The organism is Paenibacillus ehimensis NBRC 15659 (assembly GCF_004000785.1).
In the GTDB taxonomy this organism is placed as follows: domain Bacteria; phylum Bacillota; class Bacilli; order Paenibacillales; family NBRC-103111; genus Paenibacillus_G; species Paenibacillus_G ehimensis.
On sequence record NZ_BILX01000107.1, the window covers coordinates 1 to 17,037 of the forward strand.

A 17,037-nucleotide genomic window follows, 5' to 3' on the forward strand; every position below is an offset into this window, starting at 1 on the left:
CAGGGTGCTCAAGGACCTCAAGGTGGCCAAGGACCTCAAGGCGTTCAAGGTCTCCAAGGACCCCGAGGAGTACCGGGGATTTTAACTGGATTTAATTGTACAAAGTATGCCGGTACACCACCCATAGTTTTGACCGCAGCAACCCCAACGTCCACTGTATTAACTGTAACCGTTAGTGTTGCGGCAGCAACTAACGTAGTATCGTTGACCTCCTATATAACGTGGACACCAACTACTGCAAACAACACCTTCACCTTAACAATCGTTCGTGATGATAGCACTGTAATTGGTAGAGCAATCGATTCACCGGCATCTGTAAGCCCCATTACGACTGCTATCACCACTTGTGACGTTGTTCCGCTTACTGGCACCCATACCTATACTCTGCAGGCCACAGGGAATAGTTTAACGGGCATCCAAACAATTACCATAAACTTTGCTGGACTTACTGGTGGCGTTCTAAGCACTTAGTTTCATGAAATACGCAAGAAAGGAGTCTCTGACTAGTTCACATTGGACTGGTGGGGACTCCGTTCAAATAGCCCCTTCCCATCGATATAGGAGCTTGGTTGTTGTAAATTCTGTGAGCGATTTTGAAATAAATATCTATCCCCTGTGGCGATATATCCACTCCATGACGCAGCCCGGCCAGTGCAACAAAACAAATAAAAGAGCCTTCGACTACTGGCCGGGACTCTTATTTATTTCAGCCGCCCCATCCGTGATCGTCACGGGCTGTCACATTTGTTGGATGCGTTGGTTGTTGAACCGGAATAATACCACCTAATAAAATCAACCCCATCATCAAGGATAGAAATGCTTTTTTCATAAGTCAAACACTCAGTGGCTTCTGCTGCCCCTAGTCAAAGTAATTCCTTAACGGTTTCCGGGTATGTGGAATATTTGACGGAGAAACAAAGGCTGATCCCGGCGCAAGTGTGGTATTGGAAAAATTCAAACCTCTTTCTTCCTACGATCAAGAAAATTTTTGAAAGTTATTCAATCCTCTGAAATTGGGAAAGCGTTGGAACTTAAAAATCAGACTGTGATGATTGAGGGGGTGCCAGTAGAAACGAAAGTTAAATTTCTTTCCGACCTGCCTAATACATTGAATGCTCAATGGGATTCGACTGTGATGGGTATCAGCATTACAACTTTTTACCTGACACTTACTTACAGGTTCGACCTTACTAATGGACGTGCCACAAAAGTTGTTGATGCCAATGGAGCTCATAGAAACTATAACCCCGGAGTAATTATTAGTGAAAACGGGGCAGCAAGTAAAGAAACCTCTGGAAGCGAAGCATATGCAAGGCAGAATTGGACGGCCAAAATGGTTCCCGCTGGGGGCTTCATTGAATAAACTCTTATCGGCTATTTAAAAGGGGATGGGCGTACAGGCCATGCAAAATTTGAAGGGAATACTCTAAATAACATCAATAAAGGCATGGCAAAAAATTTGGTATAATGACAGCATCCCAACCTTGAAATAATTGGGAGGTGCTTTAGATAGAATATCATCTTATTTACTGGATTTCGCTTGCGCTTGTAAACACAGGGCTTGCTCAAAGTAAGAATCTCAATGGATTATTTTGGTTTTTCATTTCTCTTATTATCGGCCCCCTTGCTACCTTGGCATTAGTTATTAATTTTAAGAGAAAACGCTAGAAACAAGGGTCACATCGCAATATAAACGGTAGTGACCCTTGCCCTTTAAATTCTATGTCGTCGGCTGCCCGGATGCTTTTCTTAGCTCATTCGCCAGCCAATGAATGTAATCGGCCTGCTGCTCATACGCTGCGGCCGCGGTGCCGTCCCCAGCCTGTTCCGCCTCCTGCCTCTTTGCATCCATTCCTTCCATGCCGGACTCATCCAAGTTGTTCTTAGTATGCGCGCTTTTGGGAAAATGTTTCAATTCCTCATAGGTACGACCTGAGGGATCGGCGTCGTTTATCTGAATGGTCATGACCTGTTTCAATTCCTCATAGGTACGTTCTAAACTGAGGTTCCGCATAGGAGTAACCCGCGAAAAGAAAGTTTCAATTCCTCATAGGTATGTTCTAAACCGAAAATAAACTTCAATATGCAGCCGTGTATCGAAGCCGTTTCAATTCCTCATAGGTACGTTCTAAACCCTAATCCGGCTGTTAATCCCTTAATGGTGTTATCCAGTTTCAATTCCTCATAGGTACGTTCTAAACCTAAAATCAGAAGGCTTTAGATTAAATTCTTGTAAAACGTTTCAATTCCTCATAGGTACGTTCTAAACTGGCAGAATCCCACTCATCACTCGAGCTATCTCTTGCCCCAGTTTCAATTCCTCATAGGTACGTTCTAAACGACGATGTAAAAATTCAGGACAAGTTGTAATTTCATAGTTTCAATTCCTCATAGGTACGTTCTAAACGAGGTCAACCTCTTGGAAGGCCTTCTCGCGGCGATGTTTCAATTCCTCATAGGTACGTTCTAAACGTCTCTGTCAGACCGTTTTAAACAAATCAAAGTGAAGTTTCAATTCCTCATAGGTACGTTCTAAACTCGGGAGTTTCGAAGCCCGCGACCATCCTGCCGTCAAAGTTTCAATTCCTCATAGGTACGTTCTAAACGTGCACCTTCGGATCCGGGAAGAAGTTGGCTGGGCTCGTTTCAATTCCTCATAGGTACGTTCTAAACACTTGATAGTTCGTCTTCACCCAAAGTTTATCACGGTTTCAATTCCTCATAGGTACGTTCTAAACCCATCAAAATCCCGCCGTTAAGCCATTTCTACATGTCCCAAAATGATATATCGACCACAGAAAATACCGTAATCCCTTCTACCGCGCTGCTATCCTTGTCGTCGATCCCCCGGGATTTTTGCAGCATTGGGGGTCGACGACAAATTGCATAATTGAATTATAAGCTTTCGTCCACCTTTTTCCAAGATCGTGATTTACTGAATTTTAAGCCTTTGCAAATATTTTTGGTACTCCTCAATTCCCGGCCTTTTTCAATAAATAATCGTTGGAAAAACCTCGCACTTCTACCTTACCACAAACTTCGAATACTTCGTATCTTTTTTGATACTTGAACAATACCAAAAACAGGAGTAAAATCATGACCAAAGTCATAAAATGACCAAAGTCATTTTCTTAATAAGGCGGTGACCCTCCCCCATGCTTAGAGCATCCCGAAAGCAAGAACTGAAAAATCTCATTTTCGCACAGTCCATAAAGCTGTTCAAAGAAAAAGGCTTCGACAACGTAACGGTCGAAGAAATTACGCAAGCCTGCGGGATCGCAAAGGGAACGTTCTATAATTACTTTCCGAAGAAAGAAGCCGTACTGCTTCATCTAGCCGTATCCCAGCTCAAATCCGTCCATGAAAGCATCCAGCGCAACAAAAACATACCGGGTCTGAAGCAACAACTGCTGCACCTCTTCAGTAACTTGTTTCATCAATACGCCGAACAACCGGACATGGTCAGACTGGTCGTGTCGGAAATGATGCGTGCCGACATGTTCATCGATGCCGAAATGAGAATCGTTGAAAAGTTCAGGCAAGCGCTCGCTGCGCTCCTTGAAGATGCAAAAGACAAAGGGCTGCTCACGACGCAAGCGGCCAGCGAAGATATCGCGGCGGTGTTGACCGGCGTTTATTTCAACTCGCTAATGATTTGGCTTTCGGGAGACACCGCTGCGATCCAAATCGAGACGCTATTCCAGCGACATTTCGATATCGTGTGGGAAGGCATTCGTTCGGGAGGAGTAGTAGAACAATGATAACCATCATCATCATCTCTGCCCTGCTGCTTATCGGCATCAGCGGTCTTCACGTTTATTGGGCCTTCGGCGGCACCTGGGGTTCGGGTGGCGTAATACCGGAGACCAAAGCACAGCAGCCCGCTTTCGTACCGGGTAAGCTCGCGACACTTGCCGTCGCTGTTCTCCTGATTGCTGCAGCGGTGCTGCTGTTGATGGAAGCGGGACTTGTCCAAGCATTTTCCGGCTTTTTTGTCGTTACGTGGGGCTGCTGGGTATGCGCAATCGTATTCGGACTGCGAGCCATCGGCGATTTCCGGTACGTGGGCCTAACAAAACGGGTACGAGGAACGCGCTTCGCCACCTTGGATAGTTATTTGTTTACGCCTCTATGTTTGTGGCTTTGTCTTGCTTTTATATTGGCGATCCGAATAGGAGGGTGAGTGCCGGGGGATTGAGGAAGGCTTTTAATTCGGTTGGCACCGGAATCAAAATTTTGCAGCAAGGCGCTCAGTCGGTTGGAATTAGCCCCACATGGCCGAGAACAAACGCCGCTCTTTGGTCAACCGATAAGGTGGGTACGACGATCAATTCGTAATCCAATTGCTTGTACGTTTCAAACAGGATGTGATACGTGGCAAGCGCCTCTTCAAAATCCTGTACTCTTTCGCTGTCCGTTTGGTAGATTTCTTTCCAAGGCGGTAAAATAAACACTTGTTTGTTGTATCTGTACTTCTGAACTGCCGATTCCAGCCTCTCTGAAATGGGAGCACGGATTAAATTAGTGTATGCCAATGTATCAGGGATGCCTCTGTCAAAGAACAACGTGTGCCCCGATCGATTGGACAGCGCTCTATGGTAGCTTTCGATCGATCTATCCAGCATGAGGTCGCGATATTTGATTGCCTTTTTCCAAGGCAAGGCATCCCCGTCGTAAGACATCTCGGCTTGAATGATTTCTCTGGCGACTTCCGGAACGTATGGATAGCCGCTTCTCTGTAGTTCATTCAGCAGGGTGGTTTTCCCTGCACCTGGCCCGCCGGTGATCACAATAAAATCTTTTCTGAACAATTCATGGTCCGTCATTTTTTAACTCTCCCGCCACAGGCTATAGTTCTTTTTGAAGAAAGATCTCATCGTCTTTAACATAACCGCAGCGTTCATAGGTTTTGATGGCCGGGTCGTTATCGCTGCCCGTTAGTATTTTTATCACCTTTACTCCGCGCTCTGCCAGCTTGTCTTCCAACAAGGCAATCATGGAGGTGGCAAGTCCCTTTCTCCGGGCTGCTTGTTCGATATACATTTCGGTGATTTCTCCCAGCCCTTCCCGATAGCAAAACGACTTGTAGCTTTGTGCGCAAGCAAAGCCTACGACTCTACCATTCATGGTCGCTACAACGATCAATTCGCTGTTTCGGTTCATGCTCTCAATAATTTCCGACGCAGGCAACAACTCCCCGCCGTTAAAAGCTTGGTTCAATCTTGCAAGGTCTGCCGCATCGTCGGCTGTAGCCATTCGTACTTCCGTCGTCATCCGCTCAACTCCTTTTAACAATACCCAGGTTACGGGCTCCCGTTACAATTCCTTATAGGTACGTTCTAAACTTCGGCTGCGCTGCCAACTGCGACGGCGCTAAGCGAATTTCAATTCCTTGTAGGTATGTTCTAAACCCATAAAAATCCCGCCGTTAAGCCATTTCTATATATCCCAAAATTACATATCGACTAGAGTAAATAACTGTAACCCCTTCCACCTCGCTGCTATCATTGTCGTCGATCTCCCGATATTTTGCAGCATTGGGGGTCGACGACAAATTGCATAATTAAAAGCCTTCGCCCACCTTTTTCCAAGGCCGCAACCGTCGCAGACATTGCTGGGCTGTTTCAATTCCTCATAGGTACGTTCAAAACCGTTGGAAACTCCCGCTGCCGACGAAAAAGTAGCGGGGTTTCAATTCCTCATAGGTACGTTCAAAACCCGCTGCTTCCTCCGGTTCTACTTCGTTTTCTATGCGCTGTTTCAATTCCTCATAGGTACGTTCAAAACGTACTGGTGCCGGCGGCCGTACAGGAGAAGATCGTCGGTTTCAATTCCTCATAGGTACGTTCAAAACCAGTTTGATAAACTCTGTCAACACACAAATCAACGGGTTTCAATTCCTCATAGGTACGTTCAAAACGTCGTCCCGATGGAATCCGTACGTATACCGCCATACCAGTTTCAATTCCTCATAGATACGTTCAAAACGGAAGATCACAAAGTTTGTTGTCTTGGCGAACGGCGTGTTTCAATTCCTCATAGGTACGTTCAAAACCCAACTCGGCAGCCATGAATTCCGGAAAGGACGTGAAGGTTTCAATTCCTCATAGGTACGTTCAAAACACAAAAATTTGCTTGTCATATAGACAGGCATACGGGTTTCAATTCCTCATAGGTACGTTCAAAACGGTACCTCTTTTCGTCTACAGCGAGGTCAAGACGGGGTTTCAATTCCTCATAGGTACGTTCAAAACCTTTCCGCAGCCATTCGGTCCTTTCGCTTCTTTAAAAGGGTTTCAATTCCTCATAGGTACGTTCAAAACCCGTAACAATCCCTCTACTACGCCTTTCCCGCATATCCCGCAATTTCGTTTCTCCAACAGCTACCGCCGCAATCCCTTCTGCAGCGCGACTATCGTTGTCGTCGACCCCCGGGTGTTTTTGCAGCATTGGGGGTCGACGACAAAAAACATAGTTAAATTATAAGGCTTTGTCCACCTTTTTCCAACCCCATGATCTCCCGATCCGAGTACTTTTGGGTACGCCACGTATAAAAAATAACCGAGTCCTCATCGTCTTCGATAATTTTATTCAGCTCCGCCTTCAGTTTCTTCAGATTTGTCTCCGTAATTTCCCCTTCAAGCACGGAGTTTTGGACCCAGTTCAAATATTTACGGCATGTCTTGAGTACGCGGGCTACGCGTTTCTCCCCAACATCGTACACAATGATCGCAAACAGAAGCATCACCTCTTTCCAGAACCAGCTAACACACGCCCGGCCTTACCATAAAGCCTCGAACGGCTCATAGCTTTTCTCGCCCATGAAATGCTTTTGCAGCTTATAAAGCTCCATGCGCAGCAGCCTGCGGTAACTAACCTCCTTATTCAGCTCCCGGTGCTTGATCGTCGTCTTCAATTTCCCTTCCCATTCGGTAATAAACAGCTTCCGGCCCTTTTCCGTGAGCAAGATGCCTCCCGTTTCTTTAACAAAATGCTCTTTCGTCAACTGTTTTTTGCCAATCAATGAAAACAGTAAACGATCTACAAGCACCGGCTTGAAAATCTCTGCCACATCCAAATTCAGCGAAAATCTTCGTAAATTCGTCGTGTGCAAATAACCGATCCGCGGGTCTAGGTGGGTATGATAAATTTCGCTCAGCACCTGCGTATATAGGATCGAATTGCCGAAACTGATTAACGCATTAAGCTCGTTTTTTGGCGGACGTTTGGAACGTTGGCCGAACTTGAAATCCGGGTGATCCAAAATAACATCGAACGCTTTATAGTAACTCTCCCGAATATTCCCCTCGTAGGCCATAAGCTCCGGTATCGTCCGGGCCGCGGCCGAATTCGCCACCAAGGCTTCAATCGTATCGATCGCCGCGCCGACATCCTTATTCCTCGAACGATAATATTTCAACACCCGCAAAATGTTATGAGCAGCGCCACGGACAAACGCCTGCGCAATTTCATAGCGCTTCGCCTCATCCGAATAGTACTCCGCCTGCTTGAGAATCATATACCCCGAATTCAGATGCTCCCGCGGATAAAAGCTGCCTGTATAATACCCGTAATAGTTAAAAAAATGCAGAATAATCTCTTTCTGCGAACAAAACTCGAGCAGCGACTTGTTCAAATTGACCTCGCCGAATATCATCAATTCTTGCGTATCCTCTACCGGGATAAACTTCCGGCCCTCTTCGCCTTCAAAGTATAACGTATTGTCCTTACGCTTCAATTCGCCGGATTGAAAAATATAAATGGTCTTCTTCAAAGATTTCCCTCCAAGCTCGGTGATTCGTCCCTAAGGCTAGGCCCAACAAAACTCACGGTAAGCGCATTTCCCGCAAAATTTGATTTTTTCCGGCTTGGGCGGTACGTCTTGGTTGATGATGCGGCGAATCTGCCGAATCGCTTCTTGAAGCTCGCCCTCCCGAGCGTCATCCAATTGAACCGGCTCCTTGCGCCGTTCCTCTGGAAAACGCAGCTCGCCTCGCGCGTCAATTCCGGCCATTTTAAGGGTGTACAGGTAAAATAACAGCTGCATGGTGGCGCTTTTTATATACGATGAGGTCTTCTTCACCTCGGCCACTACGAGTTCCCCTTGCTTGCTCGTCACGGTGTCCATCTTCACCGACTCCCAAGCAACCTCTTTCTTCTCGCGGGCGTAGGCCTGCTCATGAAGAAAGCGGCCCCAATCCATATTCTCATCCTGCTGGTCCGGCACAATCTGCCGGGACATCAGCCAAACCTCACGCTTGCAGATGTAATAGTACCAGATGAATGTACCGGTAATCCCTTGAATAGACTCGGCATCGCTTCCCGTGTCCGGTGCCGCGGAGTCGTTCATCGCCGTTCTCCTCCCATCCGTTACCAAATAAACGCCTCTTCATCGTTCGGATCGCGTATCCATCCCGTTCGCCGGTCATAGTACTGATCTGCCTCTACCCACTCCGGCCGGATCAGGACAAAACCATACGCCAACTCCCGATTACGAACATAACGGCAATCGACATCCATTTGAAACTGCCTCAGCTTCGTTTTGCAGCGCAAATAATTTTCGCGTCTGCGGTTTAAATCTTTTTCTTTACATACATGTTCCACAAAGTAATTCCAAAGCCAGGCCGCCTTCCAATTGTATTGGACATATACGGGAATCGTCCGGTTTTTCTTCGGGATAAGTGAGAAGTCCGACAGCTTGTCAAATTCCAGCTTTTGAAGCTGAGCTAGCCTCTTGCGAGATTCGCCGTTCTCCTTTAGATAAAGCAGCTTTTCATAGTATCTATCCACCATTTGCTGATAAGCTTTCTCCGGTATAGCCCCGTCGCCATGTTCTGCCCGGAACTCCCTTATCGTTTCTAAAGCGATATAAGCATCCTGACCGTATACGATGGCCGAATCCGCCTTTTTGGCGATTGCCTTATGCAGCGGGATGATCACCACGGGTCCCGGCGTCGTCCTTCGGCCATGACGATTGCATCGCCCGGCGGCCTGAATGATCGAATCCATCGGTCCCAAATCCCGGATCACGCAATGGAAATCGACATCCACGCCCGCTTCGACCACCTGCGTAGAGACGAGTATTACAGGCAGACCGTTATCCAGCCGTTGACGTACCCGTTTCAATACCCTTTTACGGTGCTCAAAGATCAGATTTGCGGACAAGTAGTAGACAACCTCGTCGCTATCGTCGCCCATTCGTTCGCAAAAGTAATCATACACCTGAGTCGAAGTGGCAATCGTATTGACGATAATAAGAGTCGAAGAAACTTTTTCCGCCTCGTCATACGCCGCCTCCAGCCATTCTTCCAGCTCCAAATAACGTTCGCCAAACAAGCGGATTTGCGTCCGATTCATATCGACAAAAAAACGGGTATTGGGGTATTCCGGATGGTCCAACCACTCCACCGTATCGGAGTCGGGAAAGATTTTCGGCTGGGTGGCCGTTAACAAGATCCATTTGTTATCGAACTGCTTGCTGTAAGCCTTGCACAGCTGCTCGGTAAGCAACCAATAAGCAAACGGAATATTTTGCACCTCGTCCAAAATGACAATCGAACCCGCCAAATTATGAAGCTTCTTCAATTGCCGGTTCTGATTGCTTAGCATCGTATGCAGCAGTTGAACATAGGTAGTGACGATGACTTCAGACTCCCAGCTCTCGATAAACATTAGCTGCCGGTCAAGCGGAAGCTCCTCCGTCCCGTCCTCTTTCCCGTATTCGATCTCGCTCATGTAGTGATGTTTTAATACCAGCTGGGAATTCGTTTCCCCCTGCGTAATGACATTCTGGATTACGGTGTAGTTTTGATCAATGATGCTTGTGAAGGGAAGTACGTAGATAATCCGGCGTGGCGGAGACCCTTGCTTGCTCAAGCGGTCTCGCAGCAGTAGCGCTCCTTCGAGCGCAGCAAGTGTTTTTCCCGTCCCGGTGGGCGAAGTAAACGTATGGAACGACCTGGACAGTTCTATTCGCGAGACATTCTTCGTCACAATCCGCTTGACGAGATTGCGTTTCACCACCATCGTATCATCATTCTCAACGACCGGGGCAAACTGACGTATCCGGTAAGCTTCGACAAGCTCCGGAGAAAGTTGACTTGGGGTCACGCTATCGTTTTTCGCTGCACTATGCTTGTCTGCGTCAATCAGAAAAGAGAAGGCCACCTGCACCATCAACGCTAAAGACAAATCATACTCTGGAAGCTGGCGGAAAAATCGCGGTACAAAATTATGTTTTCCGCTTAGTTGGTTCATGTGTTCTTCGAAGTAGTCGAGGAAAGTAAGCAAATGAGGTGCAAGCTCCGGGAAAGACTGACCCAGATCGTGCTCAATTTCACGCACATGGTGCCTAATATCCTGCAACTGGGCGGCAAGATAATCCTGCTTTGACGGGACCATTTCGGCAAAATCCCGCAAATGGCTGTGATGCTGAAGAATAATAAAATAAACGATCAATGGCACATAATGCTCAAGCTGCTTCCAATCCGTAGCGGAAGACCGACTCTGCTCCCGTACATACGAACCGAACAAAGCTCCAAGGAGAGAATGGTAGCTTTCTTTCCCGATGCTGCGGTCGCCGGCAAGATGCTTTTGAAAGAAGCTTGTATACTTGCCGAAATCGTGACAGGAAGCAAGAAGGCGGAGCAGGCGCGTCCACACATCCCGCTCCGCTTCTTCTAGCGGTGTTCGCTCAAGCATCGAAAGCATACGTCGATGAACATCCTGCACATGGTCGGATAATTCCCGATCCGGATGAGAACAAAAACGCATAGGTTCAACCTCCCCGACGCTTGTGATCACAGTAATCTATTCCCGGCTCGTAAGCGGTAAGACATACAACAACTCGTCATTGATCCGCAGGCGGTATACTTTGTGCTTCACCCTTGCCGTAATGGGGCGGCCGTTCGGTTCGTAGATCACTTGAGCGACTCCGGTCAAACGGCGATCAGCGGCAAAATCGCAAGGGATACGATCCCGCATGTATTTTCTAACCGGACCTCCTTCTCCTGCTTGCATATAGGAGATATCCTGCAATTGCTCGATCGGGCAGACGGTAGCGATTTCAATCAACTCTTCGGACTTGTCCACGTGCTCCAATTCGAATTCGCCGATCCAACGAACATGGCCCAGCGCCTCGCTAAGTCCGAGATAGATAGGATAATACGTTTGATTCTCTTTGAGCAGACTGCTCACCTTCTCCTGCAGCGCTTCATCGCGGTGGGAAAAATAAATCCGGTAGCCTACTTCCCCTTTGCCGACGCCGTCAATGCTCGTCACCCATTCCACCGGAATTTGCATCGGACCTGCGGAGCCGTTCAAATCTTTCGTCCCTTTGACCCACATGTAATTGACGGTCTGACTCATCCGTTTGACAGGCTCCATGATCTGTACGCAGACAAAGGCTTGCTCCTCACTCATCAGCTCGTAATAGCTGTCCCTTTCCAGCCCCAAAATAGCGGCGATCATCCCGCACGCTGTTGTCCTCGGGGGAAATTCGTAGCTGAGCGAGGTTGAATTGGCATAAAACTTGCGGAAATGCGCGAAACTCCCCCGCACTTCAAAAACGACCGTTTTCATAAGCTCACCTAACCGTCGATGCGTTGCAATTTGGTCTGTAGTGCGGAAGGAAGCAATTCGCTAAACGCACCCGCTGCGCCTTTAGAGCTAACTTTTAAATCCGTATCTTCCCATAGATGGATACGGTGAATCTTGTCCTTGACTTGCTCCAGCTTCGTCATTAACCGTTCCGCGTTCAGCTCAACGTCATTGATTTGGTTGAGTGAGTCCCCCAGCGGGTCAAGCTTGTCTCGCCAATCTCCGATCAAAGTCAGATCGTCTACATATTCTACACGCATATAGAGTCGGGGGCTTTGACCGATTTTGCTGCGGGTTGCAAGAAGCGGAATAGATCTCACCAGCGCCTCGTCCAGTAGCCGCACATCGTCCTCTGTCAATCTGGTCCACTGTGCCCGTTTCCCGCTGATAAGCCCATAGAAAGACAAGAACGAATAAACGACCCGGTAATCCCGGCCCATCGTGCCTTGTCCTTGTTCGCCCGTCGAGCTGAAATGCGTGGTAATCGTACTTTCCATGACCGTCACCGGATTGAGCGAATAGCCCCAGGAAAACTGCACCGGCCCCGTAAACGTAAGCGGCATCCCTTTCACCGCCATCGTCGCTCCGAATAAGCGCACATCGATCAGTTGATCCAGGAGCCATGCTTCATGCTCGGCGTTCCAGGTTTTCTTGTCCACTTTTCCCGGAAGCTCCGCCAACAAAGGTTCGAGCCGCTTCTCGGCATTGACCGTTTTGCCGTCCACCTTCCCTACGTACAGCGATTTACCTTGTAGCTCCAAGTAATCGCGGACATAGCGCTTGAGCCGAACATCGGAAACCAGATTGCGTTTCGATTCGTAGTCCATCCGCGGACGGTTCTCATCGTCGACGTTTCCATTCGGGTTGGTCATCTTGGCATCGTACAGAAACAAGATTTCGCTATTGTTCATCGTCATGCTCCCCTTCATCTAAGATAGGATCGGCGTCGGCCGCCCGGTATTCATCCGGTTGTCCGTCCGCTGCTTGTCCCCCGTTATACTCGCGCGGTTTCATGCTAATGCCAACCTGAAAGGTATAACCGGATAAAATGTAGTGAAGCGTTTCCTGCTCGTTCAATTTCCAATGTCGCGTTATCGAGAATCCGGATAAATCGAGCAGCCGGATCAACTCGGAATAAAAAGCGTCAAATCGGTATCGTGGGAAGTATTCATAGGCTTTGCGATAGTATTCAGCCTTTTCGAACACTTCTGCGATCAGCCTTTGCAAAAGATGCTCGGATATCCCCTTAAAGTTAATCTTCTGCATAATAGGCTTGGATTTGAGCTTCGCCTGCTGTGCGTCGGCGACGAATTTGATCGCGCCTCCCAGTAAAAACATAGCGGCTCTCGCCTCGTCGAAGCCGGAAGCTCGAATATGCTCCTGCTCCTTCTCCAATCCTGCCAATAATTCAATCGCCATACCGCCTACCCCTTCCCGCTTCAAATTCCCGATTTCCTCCAGCCAGCGAATATAATGCATTTGTTCCCAAAGCAAGCGTATCCATGCAAAATCACTGCCCGGTTCGCTAGACAAACCTCGCCTGTTGCCAATCTGAAGGCCGCCTGTCGTTCCGTGGTATACCCTTCCCAGCAGGGCAACAAATGCTTCGATCAACTCCCGTCGATCAAGCTTGCGGCCGGACAAGATCGAATCATAAAGCTGCATCAGCATTTGCGGATTTTTGACTTTGCCCTTGCCGTCCACTTGCAGCGGAATCATATAATATAAGCTTTCCAGCGAAGGTCTGTTGGCATGAAAATGTTCTGCTATGCCCTGAAAATATTGGCGGACTTCATCTCCCTTGTCTAGCATGAGCGTGATACGGCTCGGAGAGATATCCTTCACATGACGATAGACTTTAAATTCACTTTTATTTTCCTCAAAAAATAAAAGATTGATCAGCATCTGGGTGCGAATGCCTTCCAAAGACTCAATTACGCCTAGTTCTTTTTTCAGGCCTTCTTCGATCTTTCGGGCTTCCTTCTGAGTCGCCAGTGCGCGCACATCGCTGTATACTTCATTAATCGTCTCCCGTATTTCTGCGGCGTCGTAGGCAGCCGAATCGAGAAATTCAGGAATCATATAGAGGTTGAAGGAACCGATACGCAGCCGGAGCCGGTTCATGATATATCGTTCGCCTAACAATAGCTGCCAGACTCCCGTGCGGCTCAATTGAAAATTGCGTTCGAATTTTCCTGACAAGCCACTGGAGAAATTTAATTTATCTGTAATGTAATATTTGAATTTGAACTTCGTTAAGTCGGCGCTGACCTCGGCCTGCTGTCCTGTGATACAGCAGACGCCCTCCTGCGCTTTATCGAACATTGATACCTGATCGTCAAGCACAGCGCGGATATAATCGGGGTGACGTGCAATCAGTTGACCATCAATGCTAAAGGCAAACAGATCAATCTGTTCCGGCGCAATTTGCCTTTCACTTTTGATCCAATCCAGCAATTCTTTCGCTATAAGGCCGGGCCGTTCTTTGTCAGCGGCTTCGCTGCGAATTTTGTCCGTAAAGCCGGCATTCGCTATGCCGACGGCTTCGAGGTCCAATAAATAACGATAGCGATTCTTCGGGTCCAGCTCCATATCCAGCACAAAATAATCCGCCAACACTCGCCGAATGCTGTCTCCAAGCGGAGAATCTACCGGCAGCTTGTCCAGCACGGCGGGCAGCACCTGGGAACAAAGATGCCGAAGATCATGTCCCGTCGTATGGTACTGTAATCCCGCCGCTGGAACGATCCCGATATAATGAAGTCGCTGAGGTGTATAGTCGGAATCTTCCCGAGTCGTATTGAATTCAGGGAGCTGTATGGCGCATTTTTTGGATTTTGTCGAAAAATCAAGAATCAAATAATAGGCTTTTCCTTTGCTGCTGTCAGGCCTCCGAAAGCGGACCAAGGAACGAATCAACTGCTGCGGGTCTTCGCTGTACTGCAGTTTTCCCAATGAAGCGATAGCATCGATCATTGGATGAACCCCCTCTCTTGTTTATCGCGCCATGACCATTATACCATATGGACCAACTATTGGAATATTTGGATCGGTCTTTTATCCTAAATTTTTCGGTTTTTGTCACATTTTGTCTTTGCATCCAGATGGCTTACCACGGTGAATAAGCCTGCCCCGTTGGAGGATTTTGCCCCAAGGCCCACATCGTAAACAAGCTTCAGAAGCTCCGGATCTCCTTGCAGAATAAATTCGCCTAGCCAACCTTTGATGATTGTTTTTTTGAATGTAAAAATGACTTGTTTGGGATGCCGCTTATCAAGAGGAGTAAGGGTGAGTGTGCGGTCAAGCGGATCTTGGCCGAAGATGGCTTCGTATTTCTTGCGGGCATTAGCAGCAATCAGTTCGCTGAAGTCATCTTCGGTGGGAGCGTAAAAGTAGGTTTTACGTTTATCATTATGCATGAACGTGCTGTACATCGTAACGGGAGTAAGAAAACGAATCCTCATGCGCTCGCTGATCTTTTCCTCGATCTGCTCAACGGAAAGGACGGTTGTCCGCTGATGTCCGATCATCACGTAATCTTTGGTAAATAGCGAGGAGACGAGCTCTTTCATCAACTGTTCGTCGCAGGTGGAGAACAAGAAGGAGACCGGGGAGCTGAAAGTGAGTTTGCCTTCGGATGCGGTGTGCTTCCCTTGCAGCCTGGAAAAGCAGAAGCCTTTGAAATTGCGGTTCTCGTATTTGTAGCCCTCGTTATGAAGGTGTTCGCGATATTGCTCGTTGCGAATGCTCGCATAGATTAGTCCGTGCAGCAGCTCGAAATGATGTACAGGCACGATCAGTTGGCCTGGGAATTGGAGCGTTATTTTGACTCGCAGAGGGAATCACCTGTTTTCTTTAATATTGTTTCTTTTTGATGCGATCCCATTATATAACATAAAGTGAAATCATCAACATCAATTTTTAAAAAAAGAGGCACAAAGACCATCAGTTCAAAGTGCCAATTTTCCTTATAGGTAGATGCGCAACTGTCAAAAAGAAAAAAGTTTCAACTCCTGGACAGGTAACTCAATTCGTCATCACTTTTAACAATGTATTATAGACAAACAATGCAATGTTTACAAGGAAAGCATGATTGCATTGTCCCGAGAGGAGTAAGGTTCATGGAAATAAAAGATACTTTAACATTGATGTCCATGTTCATGTTCGGCATGTTCATCCTCGCTTTACTTGCCTACTTAAAAAAGAAGTAGGCTCCCTTGGTTTTAGCGGACCGGGAGCCTAGCTTCATTCCGTTTTTCAAAACATACCGCCCTTGTAGCGGATATTGTTCTTGAGACCCATGTTAGCGCATGAGCCTCCTAATTGAACATATCATGATTGAAATTATACTGGCAACTATAAATAGAAAAAACCCGGTCAAAATCAAGGAAAAAGCTGTTTATCATCGCTCACTCCATTTATGCTTAAACTCCACGTAGTTTGTTTCGCTTCTAATTTCAGACATGATCGGGGCTCGCTAATTTGACACTCAAACAAAGAATTATGTTATTTATTTCCTTTGAAGTCCATTCAAGCTACAATATGCTACAGGTAAATAATTTTAAAAGCTTGGAAAAAAGAGGACAAATCATTATAATTTAGCTATGTTCATTTTGTCGTCGACCCCCAATGCTGCAAAAAAGCCGGGGGATCGACGACAAGGATAGCCGCGTGGCGAAAAGGATTGTGACGCTAGCCGTTAGAAAAACTAAATTATGGGATATGCAGGAATGGCGTAGTGGCAGGGTTTTTATGGGTTTTGAACGTACCTATGAGGATTTGAAACCACGAACACATGTACGGTTCATAGCTCGTTCACAAGTTTTGAACGTACCTATGAGGATTTGAAACAACAAAAACTCCTGTGTGATGACGTTCGCCATCGGTAGTTTTGAACGTACCTATGAGGATTTGAAACCAGCATGACCGAGGCACGCAGAATGGCCGCAAGCGAGTTTTGAACGTACCTATGAGGATTTGAAACTCGGCCGTCCGTGCTAGGGCGGTCTTTTGTTTTGTCTGTTTTGAACGTACCTATGAGGATTTGAAACAAGCAAACAGCAACCCTGTCGCCCGGCTGAACGCCTGGTTTTGAACGTACCTATGAGGATTTGAAACTCGGTTAATCCAGATGACATGTCGGAGGGCTCATTGAGTTTTGAACGTACCTATGAGGATTTGAAACCGTGAAATGGTACTTTACGCTCAAGTTTTTGATTGCCGGTTTTGAACGTACCTACGAGGATTTGAAACATCTCTCCATTGATGTCATGCAGCGCGGCGTAGTAGTTTTGAACGTACCTACTAGGATTTGAAACAACAACGTTTCTCGGAGAACCGTACTCGCCTCGATCGGTTTTGAACGTACCTTTAAGGATTTGAAACCATGGTCGGATGAACTGTACCCCTCCTCTATCTCTTTGTTTTGAACGTACCTTT

Annotated in this window: 16 protein-coding genes, 1 pseudogene and 3 CRISPR repeat arrays; of the genes and pseudogenes, 5 read left to right on the forward strand and 12 right to left on the reverse strand. The window is 47.2% G+C overall.

The features are described from left to right. Positions 1 to 471, forward strand: a pseudogene (locus PEH01S_RS35200) (hypothetical protein); the annotation flags it as partial. Between the two features lie 235 nt (positions 472 to 706). On the opposite strand, the gene PEH01S_RS35940 reads toward PEH01S_RS35200, so the two are convergent. Next, entirely contained in the window at positions 707 to 829 is a 123-nt protein-coding gene (locus tag PEH01S_RS35940; protein WP_281281550.1) for a hypothetical protein, read from the reverse strand. Between the two features lie 159 nt (positions 830 to 988). Between PEH01S_RS35940 and PEH01S_RS31820 the strand changes: the two genes are divergently transcribed. After that, a complete protein-coding gene (locus PEH01S_RS31820) occupies positions 989 to 1,363 on the forward strand; it encodes a hypothetical protein (protein WP_127490185.1) in 375 nt (124 codons plus the stop codon). 357 nt (positions 1,364 to 1,720) lie between these two features. Here the strand turns inward: PEH01S_RS31820 and PEH01S_RS31825 are convergent, their stop codons facing one another. After that, complete coding sequence (locus PEH01S_RS31825; protein ID WP_246063127.1) at positions 1,721 to 1,861, reverse strand: hypothetical protein; 141 nt, start codon at positions 1,859 to 1,861, stop codon at positions 1,721 to 1,723. Positions 1,862 to 1,908: 47 nt separating this feature from the next. Next, positions 1,909 to 2,738: a CRISPR direct-repeat array (repeat unit 30 nt; unit sequence GTTTCAATTCCTCATAGGTACGTTCTAAAC). A 417-nt stretch (positions 2,739 to 3,155) separates the two neighbouring features. Between PEH01S_RS31825 and PEH01S_RS31830 the strand changes: the two genes are divergently transcribed. Next, positions 3,156 to 3,761 (forward strand): TetR/AcrR family transcriptional regulator, encoded by a 606-nt coding sequence (locus PEH01S_RS31830; RefSeq protein WP_127490186.1) that lies wholly within the window; start codon positions 3,156 to 3,158, stop codon positions 3,759 to 3,761. Beyond that, positions 3,758 to 4,183 carry a DUF3995 domain-containing protein gene (locus PEH01S_RS31835; protein ID WP_127490187.1) on the forward strand — a complete coding sequence of 142 codons (426 nt, stop codon included), beginning with the start codon at positions 3,758 to 3,760 and terminating at the stop codon, positions 4,181 to 4,183. The genes PEH01S_RS31830 and PEH01S_RS31835 overlap by 4 nt, the downstream gene beginning before the upstream one ends. A gap of 67 nt (positions 4,184 to 4,250) precedes the next feature. Here PEH01S_RS31835 and PEH01S_RS31840 read toward each other — a convergent pair whose 3' ends face one another. The 10 genes from PEH01S_RS31840 to cas6 all read right to left on the reverse strand — a co-directional run bounded on the left by PEH01S_RS31840 (position 4,251) and on the right by cas6 (position 15,392). After that, complete coding sequence (locus tag PEH01S_RS31840) at positions 4,251 to 4,826, reverse strand: AAA family ATPase (RefSeq protein ID WP_127490188.1); 576 nt, start codon at positions 4,824 to 4,826, stop codon at positions 4,251 to 4,253. A 22-nt stretch (positions 4,827 to 4,848) separates the two neighbouring features. Continuing rightward, complete coding sequence (locus PEH01S_RS31845; protein WP_025849474.1) at positions 4,849 to 5,274, reverse strand: GNAT family N-acetyltransferase; 426 nt, start codon at positions 5,272 to 5,274, stop codon at positions 4,849 to 4,851. A 347-nt stretch (positions 5,275 to 5,621) separates the two neighbouring features. Continuing rightward, a CRISPR array of direct repeats spans positions 5,622 to 6,323; the repeat unit is 30 nt; unit sequence GTTTCAATTCCTCATAGGTACGTTCAAAAC. 152 nt (positions 6,324 to 6,475) lie between these two features. After that, positions 6,476 to 6,739, reverse strand: coding sequence for a CRISPR-associated endonuclease Cas2 (gene cas2 / locus PEH01S_RS31850; protein ID WP_036678504.1), 264 nt, complete (start codon positions 6,737 to 6,739; stop codon positions 6,476 to 6,478). Between the two features lie 42 nt (positions 6,740 to 6,781). After that, positions 6,782 to 7,774: a type I-B CRISPR-associated endonuclease Cas1b gene (cas1b, locus tag PEH01S_RS31855; protein ID WP_127490189.1), complete on the reverse strand. Its 993-nt coding sequence runs from the start codon at positions 7,772 to 7,774 to the stop codon at positions 6,782 to 6,784. A gap of 36 nt (positions 7,775 to 7,810) precedes the next feature. Then, complete coding sequence (cas4, locus tag PEH01S_RS31860) at positions 7,811 to 8,350, reverse strand: CRISPR-associated protein Cas4 (protein ID WP_127490190.1); 540 nt, start codon at positions 8,348 to 8,350, stop codon at positions 7,811 to 7,813. A gap of 20 nt (positions 8,351 to 8,370) precedes the next feature. Then, the gene (gene cas3, locus PEH01S_RS31865; RefSeq protein WP_127490191.1) at positions 8,371 to 10,773 is read right to left on the reverse strand and encodes a CRISPR-associated helicase Cas3'; all 2,403 of its coding nucleotides are present in this window, start codon (positions 10,771 to 10,773) and stop codon (positions 8,371 to 8,373) included. 36 nt (positions 10,774 to 10,809) lie between these two features. Then, complete coding sequence (gene cas5 / locus PEH01S_RS31870; RefSeq protein WP_127490192.1) at positions 10,810 to 11,580, reverse strand: CRISPR-associated protein Cas5; 771 nt, start codon at positions 11,578 to 11,580, stop codon at positions 10,810 to 10,812. Positions 11,581 to 11,588: 8 nt separating this feature from the next. After that, the gene (gene cas7b / locus PEH01S_RS31875) at positions 11,589 to 12,509 is read right to left on the reverse strand and encodes a type I-B CRISPR-associated protein Cas7/Csh2 (protein WP_127490193.1); all 921 of its coding nucleotides are present in this window, start codon (positions 12,507 to 12,509) and stop codon (positions 11,589 to 11,591) included. Further along, complete coding sequence (cas8b, locus tag PEH01S_RS31880; RefSeq protein WP_127490194.1) at positions 12,499 to 14,574, reverse strand: type I-B CRISPR-associated protein Cas8b/Csh1; 2,076 nt, start codon at positions 14,572 to 14,574, stop codon at positions 12,499 to 12,501. Before cas8b ends, cas7b begins: the two co-directional genes overlap by 11 nt. Before the next feature lie 86 nt (positions 14,575 to 14,660). Next, a complete protein-coding gene (gene cas6 / locus PEH01S_RS31885; RefSeq protein WP_164828111.1) occupies positions 14,661 to 15,392 on the reverse strand; it encodes a CRISPR-associated endoribonuclease Cas6 in 732 nt (243 codons plus the stop codon). A 327-nt stretch (positions 15,393 to 15,719) separates the two neighbouring features. Here cas6 and PEH01S_RS35945 point away from each other — a divergent pair, with 327 nt between their 5' ends. After that, positions 15,720 to 15,809: a putative holin-like toxin gene (locus tag PEH01S_RS35945; protein WP_281281552.1), complete on the forward strand. Its 90-nt coding sequence runs from the start codon at positions 15,720 to 15,722 to the stop codon at positions 15,807 to 15,809. Between the two features lie 545 nt (positions 15,810 to 16,354). Further along, a CRISPR array of direct repeats spans positions 16,355 to 16,983; the repeat unit is 30 nt; unit sequence GTTTTGAACGTACCTATGAGGATTTGAAAC. Positions 16,984 to 17,037: the final 54 nt, after the last annotated feature.

Excerpts from the sequence above, each read along its gene's own strand:
- PEH01S_RS31845 (WP_025849474.1), bottom strand. The coding sequence starts at position 5,274 with ATGACGACGGAAGTACGAATGGCTACAGCCGACGATGCGGCAGACCTT.
- PEH01S_RS31830 (WP_127490186.1), top strand. The coding sequence starts at position 3,156 with ATGCTTAGAGCATCCCGAAAGCAAGAACTGAAAAATCTCATTTTCGCA.
- PEH01S_RS35940 (WP_281281550.1), bottom strand. The coding sequence starts at position 829 with ATGAAAAAAGCATTTCTATCCTTGATGATGGGGTTGATTTTATTAGGT.
- PEH01S_RS35945 (WP_281281552.1), top strand. The coding sequence starts at position 15,720 with ATGGAAATAAAAGATACTTTAACATTGATGTCCATGTTCATGTTCGGC.
- cas8b (WP_127490194.1), bottom strand. The coding sequence starts at position 14,574 with ATGATCGATGCTATCGCTTCATTGGGAAAACTGCAGTACAGCGAAGAC.
- cas5 (WP_127490192.1), bottom strand. The coding sequence starts at position 11,580 with ATGAAAACGGTCGTTTTTGAAGTGCGGGGGAGTTTCGCGCATTTCCGC.
- PEH01S_RS31835 (WP_127490187.1), top strand. The coding sequence starts at position 3,758 with ATGATAACCATCATCATCATCTCTGCCCTGCTGCTTATCGGCATCAGC.
- cas3 (WP_127490191.1), bottom strand. The coding sequence starts at position 10,773 with ATGCGTTTTTGTTCTCATCCGGATCGGGAATTATCCGACCATGTGCAG.
- cas7b (WP_127490193.1), bottom strand. The coding sequence starts at position 12,509 with ATGAACAATAGCGAAATCTTGTTTCTGTACGATGCCAAGATGACCAAC.
- PEH01S_RS31840 (WP_127490188.1), bottom strand. The coding sequence starts at position 4,826 with ATGACGGACCATGAATTGTTCAGAAAAGATTTTATTGTGATCACCGGC.
- cas4 (WP_127490190.1), bottom strand. The coding sequence starts at position 8,350 with ATGAACGACTCCGCGGCACCGGACACGGGAAGCGATGCCGAGTCTATT.
- PEH01S_RS31825 (WP_246063127.1), bottom strand. The coding sequence starts at position 1,861 with ATGGAAGGAATGGATGCAAAGAGGCAGGAGGCGGAACAGGCTGGGGAC.